We start from the raw sequence: 24,220 nt of genomic DNA on the forward strand, positions 1-24,220 counted from the left end.
CCCTGACGGCAGCCTTGCGAGGCGCCTTTCTACAATCATAATTTTGCTCCGCGCCTTGCGCGGTGCTGTTAAGGAAAGCCGACATGCAGCTTAAAGACACCCAGTTGTTCCGCCAGCAAGCCTTCATCGATGGCGCATGGGTCGACGCGGACAACGGTCAGACGATCAAGGTCAACAACCCGGCCACCGGCGAAATTCTGGGCACCGTGCCGAAGATGGGCGCTGCCGAAACCCGCCGTGCCATCGAAGCCGCCGACAAGGCGCTCCCGGCCTGGCGTGCACTGACCGCCAAGGAGCGTGCAGGCAAACTGCGTCGCTGGTTCGAACTGATGATCGAGAACCAGGACGACCTCGCTCGCCTGATGACCCTCGAACAAGGCAAACCACTGGCCGAAGCCAAGGGCGAAATCGTTTACGCCGCATCGTTCATCGAGTGGTTCGCCGAAGAAGCCAAGCGCATTTACGGCGACGTGATTCCAGGCCACCAGCCGGACAAGCGCCTGATCGTGATCAAGCAACCGATCGGCGTTACCGCTGCCATTACCCCGTGGAACTTCCCGGCGGCGATGATCACCCGTAAAGCGGGCCCGGCCCTGGCTGCCGGTTGCACCATGGTACTCAAGCCTGCTTCGCAAACTCCGTTCTCCGCATTCGCTCTGGCTGAACTGGCCCAGCGCGCCGGCATTCCTAAAGGTGTGTTCAGCGTGGTGTCCGGCAGCGCCGGCGACATCGGCAGCGAGCTGACCAGCAACCCGATCGTGCGCAAACTGTCCTTCACCGGCTCGACCGAAATCGGTCGTCAGCTGATGTCGGAATGCGCCAAGGACATCAAGAAAGTCTCCCTCGAACTGGGCGGCAACGCGCCGTTCATCGTGTTCGACGACGCGGACCTGGATAAGGCTGTCGAAGGCGCGATCATTTCCAAGTACCGCAACAACGGCCAGACCTGTGTCTGCGCCAACCGTCTGTACATTCAGGATTCGGTCTACGATGCGTTCGCCGAGAAGCTGAAAGTGGCAGTCGCCAAGCTGAAGATCGGCAACGGTCTGGAAGAAGGCACCACCACTGGCCCGCTGATCGACGAGAAAGCCGTGGCCAAGGTACAAGAGCACATCGCTGACGCGGTGAGCAAAGGCGCAACCGTTCTGGCCGGCGGCAAGCCGATGGAAGGCAACTTCTTCGAGCCGACCATCCTGACCAACGTGCCGAAAGACGCTGCCGTGGCCAAGGAAGAAACCTTCGGTCCGCTGGCGCCGCTGTTCCGCTTCAAAGACGAAGCCGACGTGATCGCGATGTCGAACGACACCGAGTTCGGTCTGGCCTCGTACTTCTACGCTCGCGATCTGGGCCGTGTGTTCCGTGTGGCTGAAGCCCTGGAGTACGGCATGGTCGGCGTCAACACCGGGCTGATCTCCAACGAAGTCGCGCCATTCGGCGGCATCAAGGCCTCGGGCCTGGGCCGTGAAGGCTCCAAGTACGGCATCGAAGATTACCTGGAAATCAAATACCTCTGCCTGGGCATCTAAGCCTCGGTAGAAGATCGCTGTAAACGCAAAGGGCACGAGAGCGCTGTCCCTTTGCGTCGTTTCAAACCGGAATTTTCTCTGCGGCCGGGAACGCCGTGGCAGTCGATCATCGCATGCTGCCACCGCCGATTCCTCCCGCTTTATCCTTGAACCACGCCGCCCGATGAGCGGCGAATGAGGACTGTAATGAGCAAGACTAACGCTGAACTGATGGCCCGTCGTACCGCAGCTGTTCCACGTGGTGTTGGCCAGATTCACCCGATCTTCGCCGAGTCCGCGAAGAACGCGACCGTGACCGACGTTGAAGGTCGTGAATTCATCGACTTCGCCGGCGGTATCGCCGTACTGAACACCGGCCACGTGCACCCGAAAATCATCGCCGCCGTGACCGAGCAGCTGAACAAGCTGACCCACACCTGCTTCCAGGTTCTGGCCTACGAGCCGTACGTCGAGCTGTGCGAGAAAATCAACGCTCGCGTACCGGGCGACTTCGCCAAGAAAACCCTGCTGGTGACCACCGGTTCCGAAGCCGTTGAAAACGCCGTGAAAATTGCTCGTGCTGCCACTGGCCGCGCTGGCGTGATCGCCTTCACCGGCGCTTACCACGGTCGCACCATGATGACCCTGGGCCTGACCGGTAAAGTCGTGCCTTACTCGGCCGGCATGGGCCTGATGCCAGGCGGTATCTTCCGCGCGCTGTACCCGAACGAACTGCACGGCGTGAGCATCGACGACTCGATCGCTTCCATCGAACGCATCTTCAAAAACGACGCCGAGCCGAAAGACATCGCCGCGATCATCATCGAGCCTGTTCAGGGTGAAGGTGGTTTCTACGTCGCGCCGAAAGAATTCATGAAGCGTCTGCGCGCTCTGTGCGACCAGCACGGCATCCTGCTGATCGCTGACGAAGTGCAGACCGGCGCTGGCCGTACCGGCACCTTCTTCGCCATGGAACAGATGGGTGTTGCTGCCGACCTGACCACCTTCGCCAAATCCATCGCTGGCGGCTTCCCGCTGGCCGGTGTGTGCGGCAAGGCCGAATACATGGACGCCATCGCTCCAGGCGGCCTGGGCGGCACCTACGCCGGTAGCCCGATCGCTTGCGCCGCGGCCCTGGCCGTGATGGAAGTGTTCGAAGAAGAAAAACTGCTGGACCGCTGCAAGGCTGTCGGCGAGCGTCTGGTCACCGGCCTGAAAGCCATCCAGGCCAAGTACCCGGTGATCGGCGAAGTCCGTGCCCTGGGCGCGATGATCGCGGTCGAGCTGTTCGAAAACGGCGACAGCCACAAACCAAACCCGACCGCCGTCGCGGCTGTCGTGGCCAAGGCGCGTGACAAGGGCCTGATCCTGCTGTCCTGCGGCACCTACGGCAACGTTCTGCGCGTCCTGGTACCGCTGACCTCGCCGGACGAGCAACTGGACAAAGGCCTGGCGATCATCGAAGAGTGCTTCTCGGAGCTGTAATCCGTAGCACCGTGTGATCGGATCGACAAAAAACCCGCTTCGGCGGGTTTTTTCATGCCTGGAGAAACACTTGCGCGGTTTTCAGGTTGTACCGAAACGCCAGCATTGGCTAAGGTTCAAGCATTGCAAGGGAGGGCGAGCATGACTGCCGTCGATTTACCCGCTGTACCCCGAGTGCTGATTGCCGAGGCCGATCTCTGGTCGCGTGACCTGCTCAAACAAGTGTTGCTGAATGTGCGCTGCGACGCGCGGCTGGACCTGTGCGCCGATGGCCAGGAGGCAATGACGCTGCTCAGCGAAGTCCCCTATGACCTGGCGATCGTCGACTGGGAGTTGCCCGGCGTCGATGGCTTGAGCGTGTTGCGCAGTGTCCGCCAGCGCAAACGCAATCCGCCGCTGCCGTTCATTCTGATGAGCAGTCGCAACGACAGCGCCAGCGTGCGCGAAGCCCTGCCGCTGGCGCCGACCGCCTACCTGGCCAAACCCCTGAACATGGAAAGCCTGACCGAACGTTTGCAGGGTCTGCTGCTGAACGCCGGTGAAGAAGTGTTCTGTGAAGTACCGGCGCTGGCGCCGGGCATGACCCTCTCGGTATTCCTCGAACGTCGCCGCGAGCAGGCCGATGGCGCGCCGCTGATGACCGACGTGCAAGTGGCGGTCAAACGCAGCCTCAACCCCAACGGGCTGGACTTGAAGCTGCTGGAAGAGGAAATCCGCACCGATCCGCAGATCACCGCCGTGTTGATCGCAGCGTCGAACAGCGCCGCTCAGCATCATGGCGCGCCAGTGCAGACTCTGGCGCAGGCGCTGCATCGCCTGGGCACCGGGCAAAGCATGAACCTGATTCTTGGCCTTGCACTCAAACGCAGCGCCCGACTCAGCGACCCATGCCTGGCGGATTACGCCGAGCGTTATTGGGGCCTGTCGCTGCACACCGCCGAGTACGCCCGCACCTTGGCGCGGCTGCTCGATCTGGATCAGGAGCGCTGCTACTGCGCCGGGATGCTCCATCGCCTCGGTGATCTGGCGTTGCTGCGTTGTCTGCAGGAATGGAAGCAGGCCGGCGGCGAGCTGGATGAACTGGAGGAAGTCGGCGATGCGCTGGCGGAATTCGGTGCGGCTTACGGCTCGGCGTTGCGCACCCGCTGGCGTTTGCCACTGGAGCTGCGCGAGTTGATTGCCTCGGTCTACCAGCTCGGTGGCGGGGTGTACTCCCGCGAGGCGCTGGTGATGAACATGGCGGCGCAGATGGCCCGGCTGACCGAGCATGAAGGCGTTGAGGAGTTGGCGAAGAGCCGCACGGCGCGCTTGCTCAAGATCGGGTTGCCGGAGCTGACGCGGATGCGCAAATAGCGGCTTGATTGCGCATCCGGTCTGGAATCAGGCGGAAATGATCCGGTTCTTGCCCTGCCGTTTGGCCTCGTACATCGCCGCGTCCGCGCGGGCGAACAGTGTGTCGAGGCTTTCGTCTTCCGGGGTGAGGCTGGTCAGGCCTTGGCTGACGGTGATGCCGAACGTCTGATCGGCGTGATTGAAGCTCAGCCGCTGGATTTCCCGTTGCAGCCGTTCGGCCACCTGCATCGCCATGTCCGGCGCACAGCCCGGAAAAACCGCAGCAAATTCCTCACCGCCAATCCGCCCGAACAGGTCTCCCCGGCGTAACGAAGCACGACCGCATTCGGCAATTCGTTGCAGCACATTGTCGCCTTCCGGGTGGCCGTAGGTGTCGTTGATCACTTTGAAGTCATCGATGTCCAGCAGCAGGAACGCCAGTGGCGCACCCTGCAGGCGGGCGTTTTCGAATTCGCGGTGGGCGCACTCGAAGAAGTGCCGGCGATTGCTGCTCTGGGTCAGCACGTCGGTGGTGGCCAGGCGTTGCAGCTCGGTTTCCATCTGCTTCTTGTCGGTGATGTCTTCGGCGATGCCGACGATGATCACCGGTTGCCCCGGTTCGTCCTGACGGTTGATGAAGCACTTGTCGCTGATCCAGCGCACCTGGCCGTCGGCGTCGATGATCCGGTATTCGCGGTCTTCCACGGCGCCTTTGTGCAGCACTTCGGCGAGGCTGCGTTCGGCGTATTCGAGGTCATCGGGGTAGATGCTGTCGCGCCACTGGTTGTAGTCGGCCAGCAGCAGGGCGGCGGAGCGGCCGAAAATCCGTTCGTAGGCGGGGCTGACGTACAACACCTGACGGGTTTCCCAGTTAAAGGCCCAAAGCACGGCGTTGACGCTGACCAGTAGCGAACTGAACAGCTGTTCACGTTCGCTCAGTCGGGCGACTTCGCCCTGGGCGTGCATCAACGCCATCAGGGTCTGCGCGGCCTCGGGCCACTGGGGAGGGGATGAGTCTTTTTGATTGTTGTTGACCATCGACACGAATCTCAAAGGGCGTGCCGGGAAGTCGACAACGGCCACGGGAAAGCCCGCCGGGGGTGGCGAAGTGTCTTTGAGATAGGGGATCGGGGGTGAAGTTCCGAAGGGTGCGCCCTGGAATGGGGGCGCACCGATCAACGGCATCAGACGGCGGCAGGGCGCAGCGAGTAGGTTTTCAACTGGTCGGCGAATTCACGCAGAGACTGGATGCCACTGGCCTCGGCCTCGTGTACCCATTCCTTGATGGCGGCGAGCATGTCGTGGCCATTTGCGCTGGTCTTGACCCAGATCTGCTGCAGGGCCAGACGTTTCTCGTAGATTACCTTCAGCGCCTGGCTGTGCTCGAGCATGCTCTGGATGCGCGCGTGGTGGCGATCTTCCAGCAGGCTGGTTTCCCGCGACAGTAGACGCTTGGCGCGATGGAACTGGTGGCGTACCGAATGATCGACCTTGGCCAGTTCCTGTTTGACCAGCGGGCCGATCACCAGCTTGCGGTACTGGGCCATGATCTGGAAGCGGTTGTTGAGGATCGCCATGGCGGTGTCCATGTCCAGGCTGCCCTTGCCTTCGACGCGGTGGGCGATCGGGGCAACACGCTGAACCTTGGCCAGACGCAGGAAGCTGAAGACCTGGATCCAGGCCCAGCCGAGGTCGAACTCCCACTTCTTGACCGACAGCTTGGCCGAGTTGGGATAGGTGTGATGGTTGTTGTGCAGCTCTTCGCCGCCGATCAGGATGCCCCATGGCACCAGATTGGTCGCCGCGTCGCGGCATTCGAAGTTGCGGTAACCGACGGCATGGCCGAGACCGTTGACCACGCCGGCCGCCCAGACCGGGATCCACATCATCTGGATTGCCCAGATGGTGATGCCGATGGTGCCGAACAGCAACAGGTCGACGACGGCCATGATCGCTACGCCCAGCAGCCGGTAGCGGCTGTAGAGGTTGCGCTCGATCCAGTCTTCGGGGCAGTTCTTGCCGTAGATGCGCAGGGTTTCCGGGTTCTGCGCTTCTTCGCGGTACAGCTCGGCACCTTTGCGCAGGACAGTGGACAGACCCTTGACGACCGGACTGTGCGGGTCGTCTTCGGTTTCGCATTTGGCGTGGTGCTTGCGGTGGATGGCGGTCCACTCGCGGGTGTTCTGCGCTGTGGTCAGCCACAGCCAGAAACGGAAGAAATGCTTCAGCCCGGCATTCAGCTCCAGAGAGCGATGGGCCGAGTAGCGGTGCAAGTAGACCGTGACGGCAACGATCGTCACGTGGGTCATCACCAGGGTGACGGCGACCAGTGACCAGGCCGACAAGCCAAGAAAACCTTCGTACCACATAGGCTATAGGGCCCTCGATAAAGAAAAAACAGCCGTTGCATTATCACCAAGCACACAGATAAAACCAGTCGCCCTTTCAGATAAGAGATGGCTGGATGTTTCTTGACCTATAATCCCGACATTTTTGTAGGGACATGGACGGCCGAATGTCTGCCACATACCGCGATGCTGTGCGTGCAGCGCTGCTTTACCTGGTCCTTGCCGTTGTCTGGCTGCAAGGCACTGGCTATTTATTGAACAGTTTCTTTGATAACTCTGACGAACTGCTGCGCTGGCAACTGATCAACGGCTATCTGTTCGTAGCGCTCAGCGCCGGGTTGATCTTCCTGGCCCGGTCGCGGCTGTTCGAATGCCTGGGCATCGGCGCCCGATTGCGTGAGCGCCAGGCGGATCGCGAACGCCTGCGTCAGGCCGCTGCGGTATTCGATTGCACCCGCGAGGGCGTGCTGGTCACGGACCGGCAGGGGCTGATCGTGCACGTCAATCGCGCCTTCATGGAAATCACCGGCTATCAGCGTGAAGAAGTGATTGGCCAGCAGCCCAGCCTGTTCAAGTCCGGGCACCATCCGCCGGGTTTTTATCAGGCGATGTTCGCTACGTTGCAGGCGCAGGACGAGTGGAGCGGCGAGATCTGGAACCGCCGTAAAAGCGGCGAGATCTACCCGCAGTGGCAGACGATCCGGGTGATCCGCGACGAAGACGGTCGGCTCAGCCACTACGTCGCGGTGTTCTCCGATATCAGCGCGATCAAGGATTCCGAACACGAACTCAAACACCTGGCCCACCACGATCCGCTGACCGACCTGCCCAATCGCCTGCTGTTCAGCGACCGCGCCGAACAGGCGCTGGCATCGGCGCAGACCCACAAGCGCGGCTGCGCATTGCTGATGATCGATCTGGACCATTTCAAACTGATCAACGACAGCCTCGGCCACACCATTGGTGACCGTTTGCTCAAGGCAGTCGCGGCGCGTTTGCAGGCGTTGTTCGGGCCGGGCATCACCCTGGCGCGGCTGGGCGGCGATGAATTTGCGGTCCTGCTGGAAAGTTGTCCACAGCCGGCACAGGCGGCAGCGCTGGCTCAGCGTATTCTCGATGCGCTCAAGGAGCCATTCTGCCTCGACGGCCATGAACTGTTCATCAACGCCAGCCTCGGCATCAGCCTGTTTCCCAGTGATGCACTGAGCGCCGAACAGCTGTTGCGCAACGCCGATGCGGCGCTGTTCAAGGCCAAGAGCAGCGGCCGCAATGGCTACGCGCTGTACACCGAAGAGCTTACGGCTCACGCCCAGCAGCGGGTCGAAATCGCCTTCGAGTTGCGCCGCGCGCTGGAGCAGCAGGAACTGCGGGTCTACTACCAACCGGTACACGACCTGCAAACCAGTCGCCTGATCGGCGTCGAAGCGCTGGTGCGCTGGGAGCATCCGCAGCGTGGCCTGGTGTCGCCGGCGGAGTTCATCCCGATTGCCGAGCGCACCGGGCTGATCTCGGAAATCGACGCCTGGGTCATGCAGCAGGCCTGCCGGCAGATGTGCCAATGGCAGCAGGCGGGAGTAGTGCTGTCGTTTGTCGCGGTGAACGTGTCGTCACGTTTGTTCGCCCGTCGCGAGTTGTACGAGCAGGTTGCGCAGGTGCTGCACGAGACCGGCCTGGATCCGGCCTATCTGGAACTGGAGGTCACCGAAAGTGCGGTGATGGACGATCCGGAAGTCGCGCTGGAACAGATGCATCGTCTGCGCGAGCTGGGCATTCGTCTGGCCATCGATGACTTCGGCACCGGTTATTCGTCGTTGCTGCGGCTCAAGCGCCTGCCGGTGCAGAAGCTCAAGATTGATCAGGGCTTCGTTGCCGGCCTGCCGTGGGACGAGGACGATGCGGCGATCGTCCGGGTGATCATCGCCCTAGCCCGCAGCATGGGCATGCAGGTGCATGCCGAGGGTATCGAGCAGGCGGAACAGGCGGCGTTCCTGCTGGGGCAGGCCTGTGATCTGGGGCAGGGCTACTGGTTCGGACGGCCGGTCCCGGAAGCGCAAATCGACTGGAACCGGGCGCCCTTGATCGGTTGAGGGCGGCCTACGGCGGGTTTGCCGACGGGCAAATCCGCCGCAAACCCTTGCTGCACCACATAATGTTTTCCAGTTATATAAACATTCTTAAATAGTCTTTTTAAGAATATCCAAAGCTCTCTTATATTGCTCCCACGCCAAACGCAGTGCCGCCCACTGCCAGGCATATCCCATACAAAGGAGCAGCACCATGAGCGCATCCCTGCGTAGCGTTGACGGTCAGGACGAAAGCACCATCTTGCGCGAAATCCAGAGCGCCTTGCGCGACCTGCGTTTCGGCGCGGTGGAAATCACTGTGCATAACGCCCAGGTGGTCCAGATCGAACGCAAAGAGAAATTCCGTCTGCAGCAACCGGGTAACAAACCGGCCTGATTCGTAGTCTGCGGCAGCTCCTGCGGGGAGCTGTTGGCAGAAGCTGCCACAGGCTGCGGTCGTTGAACGAGCAACCCGATTCCAGCAATCCATAAGAAAAAGCCACCACCAAGAATTCCAGGAGCTTTCACCATGTCGTCGATTCGCCGTTACGCTTTGGCCGCCCTGGCCAGTGCTGTGTTTGCCGGTTCCGCGGTTGCCAAGGATTACGAACTGCTCAACGTGTCGTATGACCCGACGCGCGAGCTGTATCAGGATTACAACGCCGAGTTCGTGAAGTACTGGCAGTCGGAGCACGCCGGCGACACCGTGAAAATCCAGCAATCCCACGGCGGTTCGGGCAAGCAGGGCCGTGCGGTGATCGACGGTCTGCGCGCCGACGTCGTGACCCTGGCCCTGGCTGGCGACATCGACGAAATCGCCAAGCTCGGCAAGACCCTGCCGGCTGACTGGCAGAAGCGTCTGCCGGAAGCCAGCACTCCGTACACCTCGACCATCGTGTTCCTGGTGCGCAAGGGCAACCCGAAAGGCATCAAGGACTGGGGCGACCTGGTCAAGAACGACGTCTCGGTGATCACCCCGAACCCGAAAACCTCCGGCGGTGCGCGCTGGAACTTCCTCGCGGCATGGGCCTACGGCCTGAAAGCCAACGGCGGCAACGAAGCCAAAGCCAAGGAATACGTACAGACCCTGTTCAAGCACGTTCCGGTTCTGGACACCGGCGCCCGTGGCTCGACCATCACCTTCGTCAACAACGGTCAGGGTGACGTGTTGCTGGCCTGGGAAAACGAAGCCTTCCTGGCGCTGAAAGAAGACGGCGGCAAGGACAAGTTCGACATCGTCGTGCCTTCGCTGTCGATCCTCGCCGAACCACCGGTGGCCGTGGTCGACAAGAACGCCGAGAAGAAGGGCAACGAGCAGATCGCCGAAGCCTACCTCAAGCACCTGTACAGCCCGGCCGGCCAGGAAATAGCGGCGAAGAACTTCTACCGCCCGCGTGACAAGGACGTGGCAGCCAAGTACGCCCAGCAGTTCCCGAAACTGGAACTGGTGACCATCGACAAGGACTTCGGCGGCTGGAAAACCGCACAGCCGAAATTCTTCAACGACGGTGGCGTGTTCGACCAGATCTATCAGGCGCAGTAAGTTTCAATAGCCTAAAACGAGCCCCGGATTTATGTTCGGGGCTTTGCGCGTTCTCAAACCAAGGACTTTTATGTCGCGTCGTATCTCCCCCGTCATACCCGGCTTCGGGCTGACGCTGGGCTACACCTTGGTGTACCTCAGCCTGATTGTGCTTATCCCGCTGGCGGCGATGTTCGTCCACGCCGCCCAACTCACCTGGGACCAGTTCTGGACGATCATCTCCGCGCCCCGCGTTCTCGCCGCATTGAAGCTGAGCTTCGGCACCGCGCTGTGCGCCGCGATCATCAACGGCATCATCGGCACGTTGCTGGCCTGGGTGCTGGTGCGCTACACGTTCCCGGGGCGCAAGGTGATCGACGCGATGATCGATCTGCCGTTCGCCCTGCCGACCGCCGTGGCCGGTATTGCGCTGACGGCGCTGTACACGCCGACCGGGCTGGTCGGGCAGTTCGCCGCCGACCTCGGTTTCAAGATCGCCTACACCCCGCTCGGGATCACGCTGGCGCTGACCTTCGTGACCTTGCCGTTCGTGGTGCGCACGGTGCAGCCGGTGCTGGCCGACATCCCGCGTGAAGTCGAAGAAGCCGCGGCGTGCCTCGGCGCGAAACCTTTGCAGGTATTTCGTCACATCCTGCTGCCGGCGCTGTTGCCGGCCTGGCTGACCGGTTTTGCCCTGGCGTTTGCCCGGGGCGTCGGCGAGTACGGTTCGGTGATTTTCATCGCCGGCAACATGCCGATGAAAACCGAGATCCTGCCGCTGCTGATCATGGTCAAGCTCGACCAGTACGATTACACCGGCGCTACCTCCATCGGCGTGTTGATGCTGGTGGTTTCCTTCGTCCTGTTGCTGCTGATCAACTTGCTGCAGCGGCGCATCGAAACCCCATAAGGAGGCGCGAACCATGTCCCAATCGTCTATTGCGGCCGCTTCCTCGGCCAACGCCGCCCGCCGTGGCAGCGCCACTTCGCGGCGGATCCTGATCGGCCTCGGCTGGCTGATTTTCTTCCTGTTTCTGGTGCTGCCGCTGTTCATCGTGGTGTCGCAGGGTTTGAAGAACGGCCTCGGCGCGTTCTTCACGGCGATCTTTGAACCGGATGCCTTGTCGGCCCTGAAACTCACCGTGATTGCGGTGCTGATTTCGGTGCCGCTGAACCTGGTGTTCGGTGTCAGCGCCGCGTGGTGCGTGAGCAAATACTCGTTCCGCGGCAAGAGTATGCTGGTGACCCTGATCGACCTGCCGTTCTCGGTGTCGCCGGTGATCGCGGGTCTGGTCTACGTGTTGATGTTCGGCGCCCAGGGCCTGTTCGGGCCGTGGCTGCAGGATCACGATATCCAGATCGTCTTCGCCCTGCCGGGCATCGTGCTGGCGACAATCTTCGTCACCGTGCCGTTCGTGGCCCGTGAGCTGATCCCGCTGATGCAGGAACAAGGCACTCAGGAAGAGGAAGCCGCGCGCCTGCTCGGCGCCAACGGCTGGCAGATGTTCTGGCACGTGACCGTCCCCAACATCAAATGGGGCCTGATCTATGGCGTGGTGCTGTGTACCGCGCGGGCCATGGGTGAGTTCGGTGCGGTGTCGGTGGTTTCCGGGCACATTCGCGGGGTGACCAACACCTTGCCGCTGCACGTCGAGATCCTCTACAACGAATACAACCACGTGGCCGCGTTCGCTGTGGCGAGCCTGTTGCTGATCCTGGCGCTCTTCATCCTGCTGCTCAAGCAGTGGAGCGAAAACCGTATCAACCGCCTGCGCGCCAGCGCCGCGGAGGAATAATTCATGTCGATCGAAGTGCGTAACGTCAGCAAGAATTTCAATGCGTTCAAGGCGCTGGACAACATCAGCCTGGACATCCACAGCGGTGAACTGGTGGCGCTGCTCGGCCCGTCCGGCTGCGGCAAGACCACCCTGCTGCGCATTATTGCCGGTCTGGAAACCCCGGATAACGGCAACATCGTGTTCCACGGCGAGGACGTTTCCGGCCATGACGTGCGGGATCGCAACGTCGGTTTCGTGTTCCAGCACTACGCTTTGTTCCGCCACATGACCGTGTTCGACAACGTCGCATTCGGCCTGCGCATGAAGCCGAAAAACCAGCGCCCGACTGAAAGCCAGATCGCGACCAAGGTTCACGAGCTGCTGAACATGGTGCAACTGGACTGGCTGTCGGATCGTTATCCGGAGCAACTGTCCGGCGGCCAGCGTCAGCGTATCGCTCTGGCCCGTGCGCTGGCGGTAGAGCCGAAAGTGCTGCTGCTCGACGAGCCGTTCGGTGCCCTCGACGCCAAGGTGCGTAAAGAGCTGCGCCGCTGGCTGGCGCGCCTGCACGAAGACATCAACCTGACCTCGGTGTTCGTGACCCACGACCAGGAAGAGGCGATGGAAGTGGCCGACCGCATCGTGGTGATGAACAAGGGTGTGATCGAGCAGATCGGCTCACCGGGCGACGTCTACGAAAACCCGGCCAGCGATTTCGTCTATCACTTCCTCGGCGATTCGAACCGTCTGCATCTGGGCGATGACAATCACGTGCTGTTCCGCCCGCACGAAGTGTCGCTGTCGCGGCATGAGCTGGAGGATCACCACGCCGCTGAAGTCCGCGATATCCGTCCGCTGGGCGCGACCACGCGGGTGACGTTGAAGGTTGAAGGCCAGACGGATCTGATCGAGGCGGAAGTGGTGAAAGACCACGACAGCCTGACCGGGTTGGCGAAGGGGGAGACGTTGTTCTTCAAGCCGAAGGTCTGGCAGAAAGTCGCCAACGTTTGATCTCGCTCGTTCCCACGCTCCGCGTGGGAACGCCGCTATAGACGCTCCGCGTCCACTGTGACGCGGAGCGTCACGGGATTCATTCCCACGCAGAGCGTGGGAACGAGCGAGCCGGGCAGTGGTTCAGACAGCCGCGCGATTCGGATTGACCCGCACCACACCCGCCCGCGCCTCGATCTGCTCTTTCAGCTCATGGCGCATCCCGAGCATGAACGCCAGTTCGGCCACCACAAACAGCGGCCCGACAATCAACCCGCTCAAGTCATCGACGAACGCCGGTTTTCGCCCTTCATAGTGGTGCCCGACAAACTGGATCACCCAGCCAATCAAAAACATCGCCAGACCGCTGCTGAGCCAGACCATGGTGCTCTGCTGCGCCAGGACATGCCCGGCCCACACCGACAGCCCCATCAACACGGTCATCAACACCCCGAGTTTCAGTTCCAGGCGCAGGTAAAACCACGCCGAAGCGAGGGCCGCGATCACCGCCGGGGAAATCCACAAGCCGCCCACCGACCATTCCGGCCGCGACAACAGCACGGCCACCGCCACCACAATCAGCGGAATGCCGATAAAGTGGCTGGCGATGTTGCGCGGGTCACGGTGGTAAGCGGCGTATTGACTCAAATGATCGACGAGGCTTTTCATTGTTGTTCCTCCTGTAGGGTGATCGAATCATGCCCCGGGTTCACGGCTCGCTCTGTCAGGCAGGCGACAATCTTTAGGAGAACGCATGGATAAGGTCTGGCGCGAGCGTCTGTTGACCGGGCAATGGTTCAGTCATCTGCCTTCGTCCTTTCAGGATAGTCTGCTGGCGGCGGCCCGGGAGCGGCGGCTGGCGGCGGGGCAGCGCTTGTTCCAGCGCGGCGATGCGCCATGCGGGCTGTACGCGGTGCTCGACGGCGCGGTACGCATCGGCGCGGTCAGCGAGCAGGGCAAGGAGGCGTTGCTGAGCCTGGTGGAAGCGCCGCACTGGTTCGGTGAAATCTGCCTGTTCGACGGCCAGCCGCGTACCCACGATGCCTACGCGGTCGGGCCTTGCACCTTGCTGAACATTCCCCAGGCCACGCTGCTGAAACTGCTCGACGAACAGCCCGTCTACTGGCGCCATCTCGCTCTGTTGATGAGCCACAAACTGCGCCTGACCTTCATCAATCTCGAACAATTGAGTCTGCTGCCGGCCCCTGCGCGTCTGGCCCATCGCTTGCTGATGATTACCGAAGGCTACGGCGAACTTGATCCACCGCGCCGGGTGCTGCAACTGCCCCAGGAACAGTTGGCGTCGATGCTGTCGTTGTCGCGGCAGACCACCAACCAGATCCTCAAGGAGTTGCAGGGGCAGGGGATTATCGGATTGAGTTATGGCGAGATCGAGATCCTCGACGCCGCGCGATTGCGCGCACTGGCGACACTCTGATCACTACCGATCAATGGCTTACGAACCGCGATAAGTGGAGAAGCCATATGGGCTGAGCAGCAGCGGAATGTGATAGTGCTGATCCGTCTGCTTCACTTTGAAAATCACCGGAATCTCCGGGAAAAACGTCTCGTGCTTCGTCTTCTCGAAGTACTCGCCAGTCTTGAACACCACTCGATATTCACCCGCCTCGAACGGCTTGTTAGCCGGGAACAGTTCGGCGATCCGCCCCTGTTCATTGGTGGTGCCCTGCGCCAGCGGCTGCCAGTCCTGGCCGACATGACGTTCCAGCGTCACGTTGATGCCCGGCGACGGCAGGCCGTTTTCCAGATTGAGCACGTGTACGCTCAGCGGGTTGCCGGCGGCCAGCGCCAGGCTCGAAAAAGCGCTCAAGCCAAGCGCGGCGAAAGTCATGCGCAGTGGGGTCATGGTGATGCTCCAGGGTTCAAATACGGTTGATGGACAGGCCGACGAGGTCGGCAGCCTTGATCGCGCAGTTCTCGTCCTGCTCGCCGCCGCCGGAACCGGCCACGCCCATGGCGCCGACCAATTCTTTTTCGGCGAATAACGGAATGCCACCGCCGAGCAAAAGCAGCTCGTCGAGAGTGTTGAGGTTGGCGGTTTCCGGGTTGCTTCGGGCGCGCTCGGCGAACAGCCGGGTCGGGGTTTTCGTCGACAGCGCGGTGTAGGCTTTGCGTTGGCTGGCGGCGGTGTTGTGCGGGCCGATACCGTCGCCGCGCAAGGTCACCAGCAGGTTGCCGCCTCGGTCGAGCAGCGACACCGTGGCGGTGCAGTTTTCCAGCGCTGCATCGGCCAGCAGCCGTGCGGTTTTCAGATCGAGATCGGCGTACCGTGGCAGCTCAGGCGCGGCGATTGCGGCAGTGCCGAAGCTGATTGCCAGGCTGGCGATCAAGTATTTAGCGGACATGGGCAGGCTCCAGAAGCGAAGGCCGCCACCTTATCCGCCGGTCCCCGTCGAAACCTCGTCAGCCGGATTACAAGTTTGTAATGGGCAACGCCGCCGAAGGGGCCTAGCCTGTGCTACTGATCAATCGAGGTGTGCCATGCGTTTGCTGGTCGTAGAAGATGAAGCCAAAACCGCGAATTTCCTCGCCAAAGGGCTGGGCGAGTCGGGTTTCGCCGTGGACGTGGCGCTGAATGGACTCGACGGGCGCTACTTCATCGAGCAGCAGGCATATGACCTGATCATCCTCGACGTGATGCTGCCGGGCCTCAATGGCTGGCAACTGCTGCAGCTGATCCGTCAGCGTGGCGCCACGCCGGTGCTGTTCCTGACGGCGAAGGATGCCATCGAAGACCGCGTGCGCGGCCTCGAACTGGGGGCCGATGACTATTTGCTCAAGCCGTTCGCCTTCGCCGAATTGCTCGCGCGGGTGCGCACGTTGTTGCGGCGCGGGCCGATGCGCGAAGCCGAGTCGTACAGCATCGCCGATCTGGAAATCGACGTGCTGCGCCGTCGGGTCAGCCGTGGCGGTCAGCGCATCGCTCTGACCAACAAGGAATTCGCCCTCCTGCATTTGCTCGCCAGCCGACAGGGTGAAGTGCTGTCGCGCACGCTGATTGCTTCGCAGGTGTGGAACCTGAATTTCGACAGCGACACCAACATGGTCGAAGTCGCGGTGCGCCGGCTGCGTTCGAAAGTCGATGACCCGTACATGCCCAAACTGATCCACACCGTGCGCGGGGTCGGCTATCAACTCGAAGCGCCCGACGATGCGCGCTAGATCCATCGCCTGGCGCCTGGCCCTGGCGTTCGCCGCCGTCTGCGCGTTGGTGCTCAGCGCGATTGGCGTGTTCCTGTATCGCTCGCTGGCCTCGGAGATCGCCTGGCGCGATGACATGGCCTTGCTCGGTCGTCTGGAACAGGTACGCGCATTGCTCGCCGACAGCGACAGCCTCGACGCCTTGCAGGCGCGGCCACGGCTGTACCAGAACATGCTTGGCAATCTCGACAGTCTGCTGCTGGTGCAACGCGCGGACGGCTCGAATGTGATCACGATCAACCCACGCCAACGCGCACTGCCAGCCGTGCAGGCCATCCCCCGGGATCAACCGCCGCAACGCCGCGATGTGCTGACCTGGCAGGCGGCGGACGGTGTCGAGCTGGCCCTGTTGTCAGGTCAGGCCCAAGGCCCGAACGGCGAAACGCTGACCGTGATCGCCGGCAAAGTCTTGAGCGAGCGCGAGCAGATGCTCGGCAGCTATCGCCTGCGCTTGTATCTGGCCGTCGGACTGGGTGCCGTACTCGCCTTCACGCTTGGTCTGGTGCTGTTGCGCCGAGGTTTGCTGCCTCTGCGCAAGCTGAGTGAGGCGCTGCGCGGCATCGACCTGCGCAGCCTCGACCAACGCGTCCCCACCGCCGGCACGCCAGCGGAATTGCTGGAACCGGTGCACGCGCTGAACGGCATGCTGGTGCGGCTGGACGACGGCTTCCAGCGCCTCTCACAGTTTTCCGCCGACCTTGCCCACGAAATCCGCACGCCCCTGCACACTTTGCTCGCCAGCAACGGCCAGGCACTGAATTACCCGCGCAGCAGCACCGAGTATCAGGAAGTGCTGGCCTCGAACATGGAAGAGTTCGAGCGGCTCAAGCGCATGGCCGAGAACCTGATGTTTCTCGCCCGCGCAGAGCAGGCTGAGCGGGCGCTCGATCTGCGCACGCTGGAACTGCACGAAATCGGTGATGAGTTGTGCGACTACTTCGAAGCCCTGGCCGATGACCGGGAAATCTGCCTCGAAAACACGTTCAGTGGAGAGTTGCTGGCGGATCAGCAACTGCTGCAACGCGCCTTGGGCAACCTGTTGGCCAACGCTGTACGCCATGCCGACGCCGGCTCGGTCATCAGCCTGCGCCGGCGCGATGAACCAGGCGTGTGCTGGCTGCAAGTCCACAACCTCGGCCCGGTCATCGCGGATGAGCATCTGGGCAAACTGTTCGACCGCTTCTACCGCGTCGACCCGTCCCGCGCGGAGCCGGGAGATTCCGGCGGCCTGGGACTGGCGATCGTGCAGTCGATCATGCAGTTGCATGGTGGGCGGGTGCGGGTGAGTAGTGATGCAACGGGTACGGTTTTTGAGCTTGGATTTGCAGCGATCTGAATGGCCTCTTCGCGGGCAAGCCCGCTCCCACAGTAGTCGAGGTGTGACGCAAATTTTTGTACGCCCCAATCCTTGTGGGAGCGGGCTTGCCCGCGAAGAGGCTGGTCGATTCAGTACAAATTCCAGCCCCGTCAGCGCAACTGATCCCGAAACTGCCCCGGCGTCATCCCCGTCCAGCGTTTGAACGCGCGGCTGAAGCTGCTGGTGTCGGCAAATCCCAACAGATAACTGACCTCGCTCAGCGAGCATTGCGGATCGCGCAGGTGCAGCAGCGCGAGGTTCTCGCGGCTTTCATTCAGCAGGGTGTCGAAGCGACAACCCTCGTCCGCCAGATGCCGTTGCAGGCTGCGCAGGCTCAAGTGCAGGGCCTGGGCGATGCGTTCGGCGCTGGGTTCGCCTTCGGGCAGTTGTTCTTCGATGGCGTCGCGCACCTTGCGCTCCCAGGTCAGCGGTTGGAGCTGGGCGAGGGTGCGTTTGAGCACTGCCTCGTTGTGCTCGGCCAGTTCCGGGTTGGCGTCGTCGAGGTGGCTGTCGAAGTCGGTGAGGGCGAATTCGATCCGGTCTTCTTCGGCGGAAAAATGCACCGGCGAGCGGAACACCTTGTGCCATTGATGCGCATCGGCCGGTTCCGGGCGACGCAGATAAACCGCCAGTGGTGCGTAGTCGCGGCCCAGGCGATTGCGACAGGTACGCACGTAGATCGCGGCGAAGGCGTCGATGGCTTCGAAGGCCGGAGCGGGGTTGTCGGTCGGGATTTTCAGGCGAAACCGATAGCGGTCTTCGGTGCGGGTCAGCTCCAGTTCCAGCGCGTCGCTGACCACCTGGTGATAACGCACGATCCGCTCGAACACTTCACGCAGGCTGCCGCTGGCCACCAACGCATAGCCCAACGCGTGAAATGTCGTGGGGCTGACGAACCGCGACACTCGCAAACCGATTGCCGGATCACCGCTGACCTGCACCGCGATTTCCCACAGGCGTGTGGTCGCGGACAACGGATAGCGGGCGTTCGGGTCGTCCATCAGTTGCGGATCGAGTCCGGCCTGCTGACACAGGGCAGTGCTGTCCAGCCCCAGCGCGTCGAGTTGCTTGCGCAGTGCACGGGTCCAGCTGGCGAGAGAAGTCGGTTCCTTCATGCTGATTGGCGCTTCCGGTCAACAGGTTGGCGTTCTCGGCTACCGCGTTCGGAATCCGCGCGGGGCAGGATACGAACATCAATAACCAGAGGATGGAAGCATGGACCGTACTTCTGCAAGTCCCCAGCGACACAATGCTGCCCAGCGATCAGCGCATATTCGCGAAGTGGTGCTGGCCAAAGGCGTCGAGCTGCGTGAGCGCTACCCGATTCTCAAGCATCAGGACGCCCTCGGCGCGGGGATTCTGGCGTTTGCCATGGCCGGGATGATCGGTTCGGCGGCGCTATACATCAACGGGCACATGGCGTGGTGGGCGTGTCTGTTGCTCAACGCGTTTTTTGCTTCGCTGACCCATGAGCTTGAACACGACCTGATCCACAGCATGTATTTCCGCAAACAGCGCGTGCCGCACAACCTGATGATGGGCATGGTGTGGCTGGCGCGGCCGAGCACGATCAACCCGTGGATTCGCCGCCATTTGCACCTCAATCATCACAAGGTGTCCGGCACTGAAACCGACATGGAAGAACGGGCAATCACCAACGGCGAGCCTTGGGGTTTCGCGCGGTTGCTGATGGTCGGCGACAACGTGATGTCGGCGTTCATCCGCATGCTCCGGGCCAAGACCTGGGCGCACAAGTTCAGCATCATCAAACGCACCTTGAAGGTCTACGCGCCGCTGGCGCTGGTGCATTGGAGCGCGTGGTACGTGTTTCTCGGGTTCCATGCCGCCAATGGAATCGCTTACTTGATGGGCTCGCCGATCGAATGGTCAGCGACCACGTTGTCGGTGATGCAAGTGATCGACATCGCCGCGGTGGTGATCATTGGCCCGAATGTATTGCGCACCTTCTGCCTGCACTTCATCAGTTCGAACATGCATTACTACGGGGATGTGGAGCCGGGTAATGTGCTGCAGCAGTGCCAGGTGTTGAATCCGTGGTGGCTGTGGCCGTTGCAGGCGTTCTGCTTCAACTTCGGCAGCAGTCACGGGATTCATCATTTTGTGGTGAAGGAGCCGTTTTATATTCGCCAGCTGACGGTGCCGGTGGCGCATAAGGTGATGCGGGAGATGGGGGTTCGGTTTAACGATTTCGGGACGTTTGGGCGGGCGAACAGGTTTGTTCGCAAGGAAGAAGTCCAGCAGAAAGAAGTGCAGACGGCTCAGGCTTGAAGGTATCCGAAGCTATCGCCGGCGAACCGGCGATAGCCTTACATCAGCCCCCCTCAATCCGGCTGAAACGGCGACTCACTCAAAATCACCCCGGTCTCCTCCACATACCGCTGCCAATGCTCAATCAGCGCTTCAAGCTTCTGCGGCTGACTCGCCGCCAGATCATGAATCTCCCCCGGATCACTGCCCAGGTCATAAAGCTGCCATGTCGCCGGCCCCACCGGCCCGGGGATCCACACCGCCTTCCACTGCCCCTGCCGAATCGCCCGGCGCCCGAACAACTCCCAGCCGGTAACGGTGTGTTCGTCATGCACCTGCGCCGTTTCGCCGGACAAGAAACCCAGCCACGATTTACCACGCAACGGCGCCACCGGTTTGCCGTGCCACTGCTTGCCGGGATGGCGCACGCCGGCCAGATCGAGGATGGTCGGCGTGATGTCCATCACCGTGCCGAAACCATGGCTGATCTGCCCCTTCAGCGGCAGCTGCGGATAGTGCAGCAGTGCCGGAACGCGAATCCCGCCCTCGGTGGTGAAGGCCTTGAACAGGCGTGACGGCGCGGTCGCCACCTGCGCCCAGTTCGGCCCGTACCAAACGTAGGAATTGGCGCGCCCGATGTTTTCGAGGCTGTTGTCGTAGTGCTGGCTCAGATACGTCACCAGCTCCGGACCGAATTTCGGGAAGGCTTCCAGCAGTGCGCCTTCGGCACCGTTGTCGGACATGAACAGGATGAAAGTGTTGTCGAGCTGGCCCTGCTGGCGCAGGTAGTCGACGACGCGGCCGATGTTCCAGTCCATGCGCTCGACCATCGCTGCGTAGACCTCCATCGCCCGGGCGGAAATGCGTTTTTGTTCATCGCTCAGCGCGTCCCATTGCGCGGTCAGCTGGATCAGCGGATGCGGCTCGATATCCGGCTCGATCAGCCCCAGCGATTTGAGTTTTTCCAGACGCTCGAGGCGCAGCACTTCCGGCCCCGCGTCGTAGCGGCCACGGTATTTTTCGACGATGTCGGCGGGCGCCTGCAACGGCCAGTGCGGCGCGGAAAACGGCAGGTACGCGAAGAACGGCCGGCTCTGGTCACGCTCCTTGAGGTACTGCAACAGCTTGTCGCCGAAGGCGTCGGAGGAATAGAAATCCTTGGGCAATTCGTCGATGAACGTGTCGTCCTCGATGTACAGCGCCGGGGTGGATTTCAGCAGGCCGGGCGTGTGTTCATCGTAGGTCGGTTCGAATCCGTAGTGGTTGGCCGCGCCGGGCAGCAGCGAGAACGAACGCTCGAAGCCACGGGCGTGAGGCGCCAGTTCCGCGGTCAGGCCCAGGTGCCATTTGCCGCTCATCAAGGTCTGGTAACCGGCTTCGCGCAGCAACTCCGGCAACGCGACGACACGGTCGTTGAGATAGCCTTCGTAACCCGGTTTGCCGATCAGCTCCGGGGTCAGGGTTTCGGCCATGGTGCCGATGCCGGCGATGTGGTGATCGGTGCCGGTGAGCAGCATCGAGCGGGTCGGCGAGCAGGTCGGTGCGGTATGAAAATCGGTCAGGCGCAGGCCGTTGTTGGCCAGGGCATCGAGGTTCGGCGTGGCGATTTCGCCGCCGAAGGCACCGATGTCGGAGAAGCCGAGGTCATCGGCCAGAATCACCAGAAAGTTGGGACGTTGCGGCATCAACAGGCTCCTGTTCAGCAGGCAATGAACGACAGCGGCAGATCGCGGATCTGCACCGGTGCGCTCGGTTGGTAATGGTCGTCACTGGTCAGTTCGTGCAGCAGTTCTTCGCGTAACTGGTGGAAGTCGAAACTGCTGCGCTGGCGCGGATGGGGCAGGGCGATGTCCACCACCTGTTTGATCCGGCCGGGGCGCGGTTCCATGACCACCACGCGGTCGGCGAGGAAGATCGCTTCCTCGACATCGTGGGTGACCAGAATCGTGGTGATCTTTGCCCGTTCGCGAATCGCCAGCAGCTCGTCCTGCATCTGCTGGCGGGTCAGCGCGTCGAGGGCGCCGAAGGGTTCGTCGAGCAACAGGATCCGTGGGCTCGCTACCAGCCCGCGAGCAATCGCCACGCGCTGGGCCATGCCGCCGGAGAGTTGATGCGGGTAGGCGCGGGTGAAATCGCGCAAGCCCACCAGCTCGATGAAATCGTTGATGCGTTGCTGTTTTTCAGCGGCGCTCAGCGGCTCGTTGACCAGACCCAGCCCGATGTTGTCGGCTACGGTCAGCCACGGGAACAAACGGTGTTCCTGAAACACGATGCCGCGCTCGCCGTCAATGCCGTTGACGGCTTTGCCATCGACTGTGATCTGCCCGCGAAACTGCGTATCGAGGCCCACCAGCAAACGCAGCAAAGTGGATTTGCCGCAGCCGCTGGAGCCGACGATGGCGACGAATTCGCCCTCGGCGATGTCGAGGTTGAATTCGCGAATCGCCTCCAGTTCGAAACCGTCGACGTCGAAGGATTTGCCTACATGGTTGAAGCTGACAATCGGTGCGTTCATGCGTGTCTCCAGCGGGTGGCGCGGATTTCCAGGCGTTGGCCAATGAGGTTGAGCAGGGCGCCGGTGAGGCCGACCAGCAGCATCCCGGCCATGATCAGGTCCATGCGCAGCAGTTGTTGGGCGCCGATCATCTGGCTGCCGATGCCGCTGTTGGACGGCATGAAATATTCGGCGCCGATGGTGCCGAGCCAGGCGTAGATCAGGCTCAGTCGAAGGCCGGCGAAAATCCCCGGCGCGGCGCCCGGCAATACCAGTCGGCGCAGGCGTTGAGCAAGGTTCAGGCGCAGCACTTGCGCGGCTTCGTTGAGTTGTGGCGAGAGGTTGGCGACGCTGCGTTGAGTCGCGACGAACAACGGAAAGAAAGCGGCGAGGGCGACGAATACCCACTTCGCCAGTTCGCCCAGCCCGAACCACGCGGTGAGCAGAGGCACCCAGGCAAAAATCGCGATCTGGCGCAGGGCGGCGAGGGTCGGGCCGAGTACGCGTTCGCTGGTGCGCGACAGACCCAGCAATAAACCCAGCACGAGGCCGAGGCCGCCGCCAATCAACAGGCCACCAAGTGTGCGGCCCAGGCTCAGGGCCATGCCGGAGATCAACGTGCCGTCGAGCAATCCGTTTTTCGTCGCCTCAAGCACCACCCACGGGCTGGCCAGAATGTTGGCATCGATCCATTGCTGATCGACCGCCAGTTGCCACAATGCAAACAGCGCCAGCGGCAGCAGCCACGGCTGCACGCGTTGCCAGCCTTCGTAGCGCGGGCCGCGACGAATCTCCGCCGTGGCTGGGTGCGGCCAGTGCACCAGTTTCCTGTCCAGCAGACCGATGCCGCGATCCATCGCCACGCCGATCAGACCGATCACCACGATGCACACGAAGACGATGTCGAGCATGAACAGCTGACGCGCCCAGACCATCAGGTAACCGATGCCTTCGCTGGAGGCCAGCAGCTCGACGGCAAGCAACGACGTCCAGCCAGCGGCCAGTGCCAGACGCACGCCGGCCATGAACGCTGGCAGCGCGGCGGGCAGCACCAGTCGGCGGATCAACAAGCGTGGCGGCAGACGTAAAACCGCGGCGGCTTCACGCAGTTTGGGTTGCGCATCGCGTACGCCGACCAGTGTGTGCAAAGTCACCGGCACCACGATGGCCTTGACCAGCACCACCAGTTTCAGCGTTTCGCCGATGCCGAAAAACACCATGAACAGCGGAATCCACGCCAGCGTCGGCACCTGGGCCAGGCCGGCGAAGGTCGGGAAGATCAGGCGTTCGAGACGACGGCTGAAGCCCAGCGCCGCACCGAGTACCGCGCCGGCGGTAACGCCCGCCAGCAGGCCCCAGAACAGCCGTTGCAGACTGATCCACAAATGGCTCCATAACTCGCCCTGGGACAACTCGATCGCGCTGTTCCACACCAGCGATGGCGCCGGCAGGATCTGTTCGCTCATCCATTGATTGCGCGCCGCCAGCCACCATAGGGCGAACAGTCCGAGCGGCAATATCCAGGGTAAAACGCGGTGGCTCAGGCTTGGCCAGGTTCGCCGGCTTTTCAACGGCGGTGCGGCCAGTGGCAGGCTGAGCAGGGATTCACGGGCCATGGTGACCTCCGTTGTCGGGTTGGATCGAGTCAGCGGAATTAGCTAAAAACAAATTGTTATAAGTGAGTTGGAAAATAATCATTTTGGAGATAAGCAGCGCCATTTAAGGCCTCCAGCCCGGCGCGCATCCAATGCATTTGAAGAATATTTTCGATGCTCTCCATGCATACGGCTCTGCATGTCCCGACTTTGCTGGCTTAGCGTGAAAAGCTATAAAAATGTGCTTTTTAAGTATTTAAG

At 61.8% G+C, this 24,220-nt stretch carries 22 protein-coding genes; 13 read left to right on the top strand and 9 right to left on the bottom strand.

Annotated features, from left to right (window positions below):
* Positions 1-83 precede the first annotated feature (83 nt).
* The 3 genes from gabD (at position 84) to CAF90_RS22660 (ending at position 4,343) form a co-directional block, all read left to right on the top strand.
* Complete coding sequence (gene gabD / locus CAF90_RS22650; protein WP_011331898.1) at positions 84-1,526, top strand: NADP-dependent succinate-semialdehyde dehydrogenase; 1,443 nt, start codon at positions 84-86, stop codon at positions 1,524-1,526.
* 186 nt (positions 1,527-1,712) lie between these two features.
* Positions 1,713-2,990 carry a 4-aminobutyrate--2-oxoglutarate transaminase gene (gabT, locus tag CAF90_RS22655; protein WP_007957613.1) on the top strand — a complete coding sequence of 426 codons (1,278 nt, stop codon included), beginning with the start codon at positions 1,713-1,715 and terminating at the stop codon, positions 2,988-2,990.
* A 141-nt stretch (positions 2,991-3,131) separates the two neighbouring features.
* Positions 3,132-4,343 carry a response regulator gene (locus tag CAF90_RS22660; protein ID WP_085608567.1) on the top strand — a complete coding sequence of 404 codons (1,212 nt, stop codon included), beginning with the start codon at positions 3,132-3,134 and terminating at the stop codon, positions 4,341-4,343.
* Between the two features lie 27 nt (positions 4,344-4,370).
* Here CAF90_RS22660 and CAF90_RS22665 read toward each other — a convergent pair whose 3' ends face one another.
* A complete protein-coding gene (locus CAF90_RS22665) occupies positions 4,371-5,360 on the bottom strand; it encodes a sensor domain-containing diguanylate cyclase (protein WP_085608568.1) in 990 nt (329 codons plus the stop codon).
* Positions 5,361-5,506: 146 nt separating this feature from the next.
* A complete protein-coding gene (desA, locus tag CAF90_RS22670; RefSeq protein WP_085608569.1) occupies positions 5,507-6,691 on the bottom strand; it encodes a delta-9 fatty acid desaturase DesA in 1,185 nt (394 codons plus the stop codon).
* A 146-nt stretch (positions 6,692-6,837) separates the two neighbouring features.
* On the opposite strand from desA, the gene dibA reads away from it, so the two are divergent.
* The 6 genes from dibA to CAF90_RS22700 all read left to right on the top strand — a co-directional run bounded on the left by dibA (position 6,838) and on the right by CAF90_RS22700 (position 13,044).
* The gene (gene dibA / locus CAF90_RS22675) at positions 6,838-8,757 is read left to right on the top strand and encodes a phosphodiesterase DibA (RefSeq protein ID WP_085608570.1); all 1,920 of its coding nucleotides are present in this window, start codon (positions 6,838-6,840) and stop codon (positions 8,755-8,757) included.
* A gap of 190 nt (positions 8,758-8,947) precedes the next feature.
* The gene (gene oscA, locus CAF90_RS22680; RefSeq protein ID WP_007952821.1) at positions 8,948-9,130 is read left to right on the top strand and encodes a sulfur starvation response protein OscA; all 183 of its coding nucleotides are present in this window, start codon (positions 8,948-8,950) and stop codon (positions 9,128-9,130) included.
* Positions 9,131-9,262: 132 nt separating this feature from the next.
* On the top strand, positions 9,263-10,276 hold the full coding sequence (locus tag CAF90_RS22685; RefSeq protein ID WP_007952819.1) for a sulfate ABC transporter substrate-binding protein: 1,014 nt from the start codon (positions 9,263-9,265) through the stop codon (positions 10,274-10,276).
* A gap of 70 nt (positions 10,277-10,346) precedes the next feature.
* Positions 10,347-11,165, top strand: coding sequence for a sulfate ABC transporter permease subunit CysT (gene cysT / locus CAF90_RS22690; protein WP_007952818.1), 819 nt, complete (start codon positions 10,347-10,349; stop codon positions 11,163-11,165).
* Between the two features lie 13 nt (positions 11,166-11,178).
* A complete protein-coding gene (gene cysW, locus CAF90_RS22695; protein ID WP_007952817.1) occupies positions 11,179-12,051 on the top strand; it encodes a sulfate ABC transporter permease subunit CysW in 873 nt (290 codons plus the stop codon).
* Positions 12,052-12,054: 3 nt separating this feature from the next.
* Positions 12,055-13,044, top strand: a complete 990-nt coding sequence (locus CAF90_RS22700) for a sulfate/molybdate ABC transporter ATP-binding protein (protein ID WP_064382696.1) — start codon at positions 12,055-12,057, stop codon at positions 13,042-13,044.
* 123 nt (positions 13,045-13,167) lie between these two features.
* Here the strand turns inward: CAF90_RS22700 and CAF90_RS22705 are convergent, their stop codons facing one another.
* Positions 13,168-13,692: a DUF962 domain-containing protein gene (locus tag CAF90_RS22705; protein WP_085608571.1), complete on the bottom strand. Its 525-nt coding sequence runs from the start codon at positions 13,690-13,692 to the stop codon at positions 13,168-13,170.
* A gap of 85 nt (positions 13,693-13,777) precedes the next feature.
* Between CAF90_RS22705 and CAF90_RS22710 the strand changes: the two genes are divergently transcribed.
* Positions 13,778-14,461: a Crp/Fnr family transcriptional regulator gene (locus CAF90_RS22710; protein WP_085608572.1), complete on the top strand. Its 684-nt coding sequence runs from the start codon at positions 13,778-13,780 to the stop codon at positions 14,459-14,461.
* Positions 14,462-14,479: 18 nt separating this feature from the next.
* Here the strand turns inward: CAF90_RS22710 and uraH are convergent, their stop codons facing one another.
* Complete coding sequence (gene uraH, locus CAF90_RS22715; RefSeq protein ID WP_007952813.1) at positions 14,480-14,890, bottom strand: hydroxyisourate hydrolase; 411 nt, start codon at positions 14,888-14,890, stop codon at positions 14,480-14,482.
* Between the two features lie 16 nt (positions 14,891-14,906).
* Complete coding sequence (locus CAF90_RS22720; RefSeq protein WP_085608573.1) at positions 14,907-15,389, bottom strand: heme-binding protein; 483 nt, start codon at positions 15,387-15,389, stop codon at positions 14,907-14,909.
* A gap of 136 nt (positions 15,390-15,525) precedes the next feature.
* On the opposite strand from CAF90_RS22720, the gene CAF90_RS22725 reads away from it, so the two are divergent.
* Both CAF90_RS22725 and CAF90_RS22730 read left to right on the top strand, forming a co-directional pair.
* Positions 15,526-16,206, top strand: coding sequence for a heavy metal response regulator transcription factor (locus CAF90_RS22725; RefSeq protein ID WP_007952810.1), 681 nt, complete (start codon positions 15,526-15,528; stop codon positions 16,204-16,206).
* The gene (locus tag CAF90_RS22730; RefSeq protein ID WP_085608574.1) at positions 16,196-17,581 is read left to right on the top strand and encodes a heavy metal sensor histidine kinase; all 1,386 of its coding nucleotides are present in this window, start codon (positions 16,196-16,198) and stop codon (positions 17,579-17,581) included. The genes CAF90_RS22725 and CAF90_RS22730 overlap by 11 nt, the downstream gene beginning before the upstream one ends.
* 131 nt (positions 17,582-17,712) lie before the next feature.
* Here the strand turns inward: CAF90_RS22730 and CAF90_RS22735 are convergent, their stop codons facing one another.
* On the bottom strand, positions 17,713-18,717 hold the full coding sequence (locus tag CAF90_RS22735) for an AraC family transcriptional regulator (protein ID WP_085608575.1): 1,005 nt from the start codon (positions 18,715-18,717) through the stop codon (positions 17,713-17,715).
* A 100-nt stretch (positions 18,718-18,817) separates the two neighbouring features.
* On the opposite strand from CAF90_RS22735, the gene CAF90_RS22740 reads away from it, so the two are divergent.
* Positions 18,818-19,891, top strand: a complete 1,074-nt coding sequence (locus CAF90_RS22740; protein WP_085608576.1) for a fatty acid desaturase — start codon at positions 18,818-18,820, stop codon at positions 19,889-19,891.
* A 53-nt stretch (positions 19,892-19,944) separates the two neighbouring features.
* Here CAF90_RS22740 and CAF90_RS22745 read toward each other — a convergent pair whose 3' ends face one another.
* From CAF90_RS22745 to CAF90_RS22755, 3 genes are read right to left on the bottom strand one after another with little or no spacing between them, the layout of a single operon-like run.
* Positions 19,945-21,555, bottom strand: a complete 1,611-nt coding sequence (locus tag CAF90_RS22745; protein WP_085608577.1) for an arylsulfatase — start codon at positions 21,553-21,555, stop codon at positions 19,945-19,947.
* Positions 21,556-21,569: 14 nt separating this feature from the next.
* A complete protein-coding gene (locus CAF90_RS22750) occupies positions 21,570-22,385 on the bottom strand; it encodes an ABC transporter ATP-binding protein (RefSeq protein ID WP_085608578.1) in 816 nt (271 codons plus the stop codon).
* Positions 22,382-23,980: an ABC transporter permease gene (locus CAF90_RS22755; RefSeq protein ID WP_085608579.1), complete on the bottom strand. Its 1,599-nt coding sequence runs from the start codon at positions 23,978-23,980 to the stop codon at positions 22,382-22,384. The genes CAF90_RS22750 and CAF90_RS22755 overlap by 4 nt, the downstream gene beginning before the upstream one ends.
* Positions 23,981-24,220 lie beyond the last annotated feature (240 nt).

Source organism: Pseudomonas sp. B37(2017) (genome assembly GCF_002112885.1).
GTDB classification, from domain to species: domain Bacteria; phylum Pseudomonadota; class Gammaproteobacteria; order Pseudomonadales; family Pseudomonadaceae; genus Aquipseudomonas; species Aquipseudomonas paraglycinae.

Bases quoted from the DNA above. Each gene is read 5' to 3' on its own strand.
- gabD (WP_011331898.1), top strand. From the start codon at position 84: ATGCAGCTTAAAGACACCCAGTTGTTCCGCCAGCAAGCCTTCATCGAT.
- oscA (WP_007952821.1), top strand. From the start codon at position 8,948: ATGAGCGCATCCCTGCGTAGCGTTGACGGTCAGGACGAAAGCACCATC.
- cysT (WP_007952818.1), top strand. From the start codon at position 10,347: ATGTCGCGTCGTATCTCCCCCGTCATACCCGGCTTCGGGCTGACGCTG.
- dibA (WP_085608570.1), top strand. From the start codon at position 6,838: ATGTCTGCCACATACCGCGATGCTGTGCGTGCAGCGCTGCTTTACCTG.
- CAF90_RS22665 (WP_085608568.1), bottom strand. From the start codon at position 5,360: ATGGTCAACAACAATCAAAAAGACTCATCCCCTCCCCAGTGGCCCGAG.
- CAF90_RS22740 (WP_085608576.1), top strand. From the start codon at position 18,818: ATGGACCGTACTTCTGCAAGTCCCCAGCGACACAATGCTGCCCAGCGA.
- cysW (WP_007952817.1), top strand. From the start codon at position 11,179: ATGTCCCAATCGTCTATTGCGGCCGCTTCCTCGGCCAACGCCGCCCGC.
- CAF90_RS22685 (WP_007952819.1), top strand. From the start codon at position 9,263: ATGTCGTCGATTCGCCGTTACGCTTTGGCCGCCCTGGCCAGTGCTGTG.
- CAF90_RS22755 (WP_085608579.1), bottom strand. From the start codon at position 23,980: ATGGCCCGTGAATCCCTGCTCAGCCTGCCACTGGCCGCACCGCCGTTG.
- CAF90_RS22660 (WP_085608567.1), top strand. From the start codon at position 3,132: ATGACTGCCGTCGATTTACCCGCTGTACCCCGAGTGCTGATTGCCGAG.
- CAF90_RS22745 (WP_085608577.1), bottom strand. From the start codon at position 21,555: ATGCCGCAACGTCCCAACTTTCTGGTGATTCTGGCCGATGACCTCGGC.
- CAF90_RS22720 (WP_085608573.1), bottom strand. From the start codon at position 15,389: ATGTCCGCTAAATACTTGATCGCCAGCCTGGCAATCAGCTTCGGCACT.
- CAF90_RS22705 (WP_085608571.1), bottom strand. From the start codon at position 13,692: ATGAAAAGCCTCGTCGATCATTTGAGTCAATACGCCGCTTACCACCGT.
- CAF90_RS22725 (WP_007952810.1), top strand. From the start codon at position 15,526: ATGCGTTTGCTGGTCGTAGAAGATGAAGCCAAAACCGCGAATTTCCTC.
- CAF90_RS22730 (WP_085608574.1), top strand. From the start codon at position 16,196: ATGCGCGCTAGATCCATCGCCTGGCGCCTGGCCCTGGCGTTCGCCGCC.
- desA (WP_085608569.1), bottom strand. From the start codon at position 6,691: ATGTGGTACGAAGGTTTTCTTGGCTTGTCGGCCTGGTCACTGGTCGCC.
- CAF90_RS22735 (WP_085608575.1), bottom strand. From the start codon at position 18,717: ATGAAGGAACCGACTTCTCTCGCCAGCTGGACCCGTGCACTGCGCAAG.
- uraH (WP_007952813.1), bottom strand. From the start codon at position 14,890: ATGACCCCACTGCGCATGACTTTCGCCGCGCTTGGCTTGAGCGCTTTT.
- CAF90_RS22700 (WP_064382696.1), top strand. From the start codon at position 12,055: ATGTCGATCGAAGTGCGTAACGTCAGCAAGAATTTCAATGCGTTCAAG.
- CAF90_RS22710 (WP_085608572.1), top strand. From the start codon at position 13,778: ATGGATAAGGTCTGGCGCGAGCGTCTGTTGACCGGGCAATGGTTCAGT.
- gabT (WP_007957613.1), top strand. From the start codon at position 1,713: ATGAGCAAGACTAACGCTGAACTGATGGCCCGTCGTACCGCAGCTGTT.
- CAF90_RS22750 (WP_085608578.1), bottom strand. From the start codon at position 22,385: ATGAACGCACCGATTGTCAGCTTCAACCATGTAGGCAAATCCTTCGAC.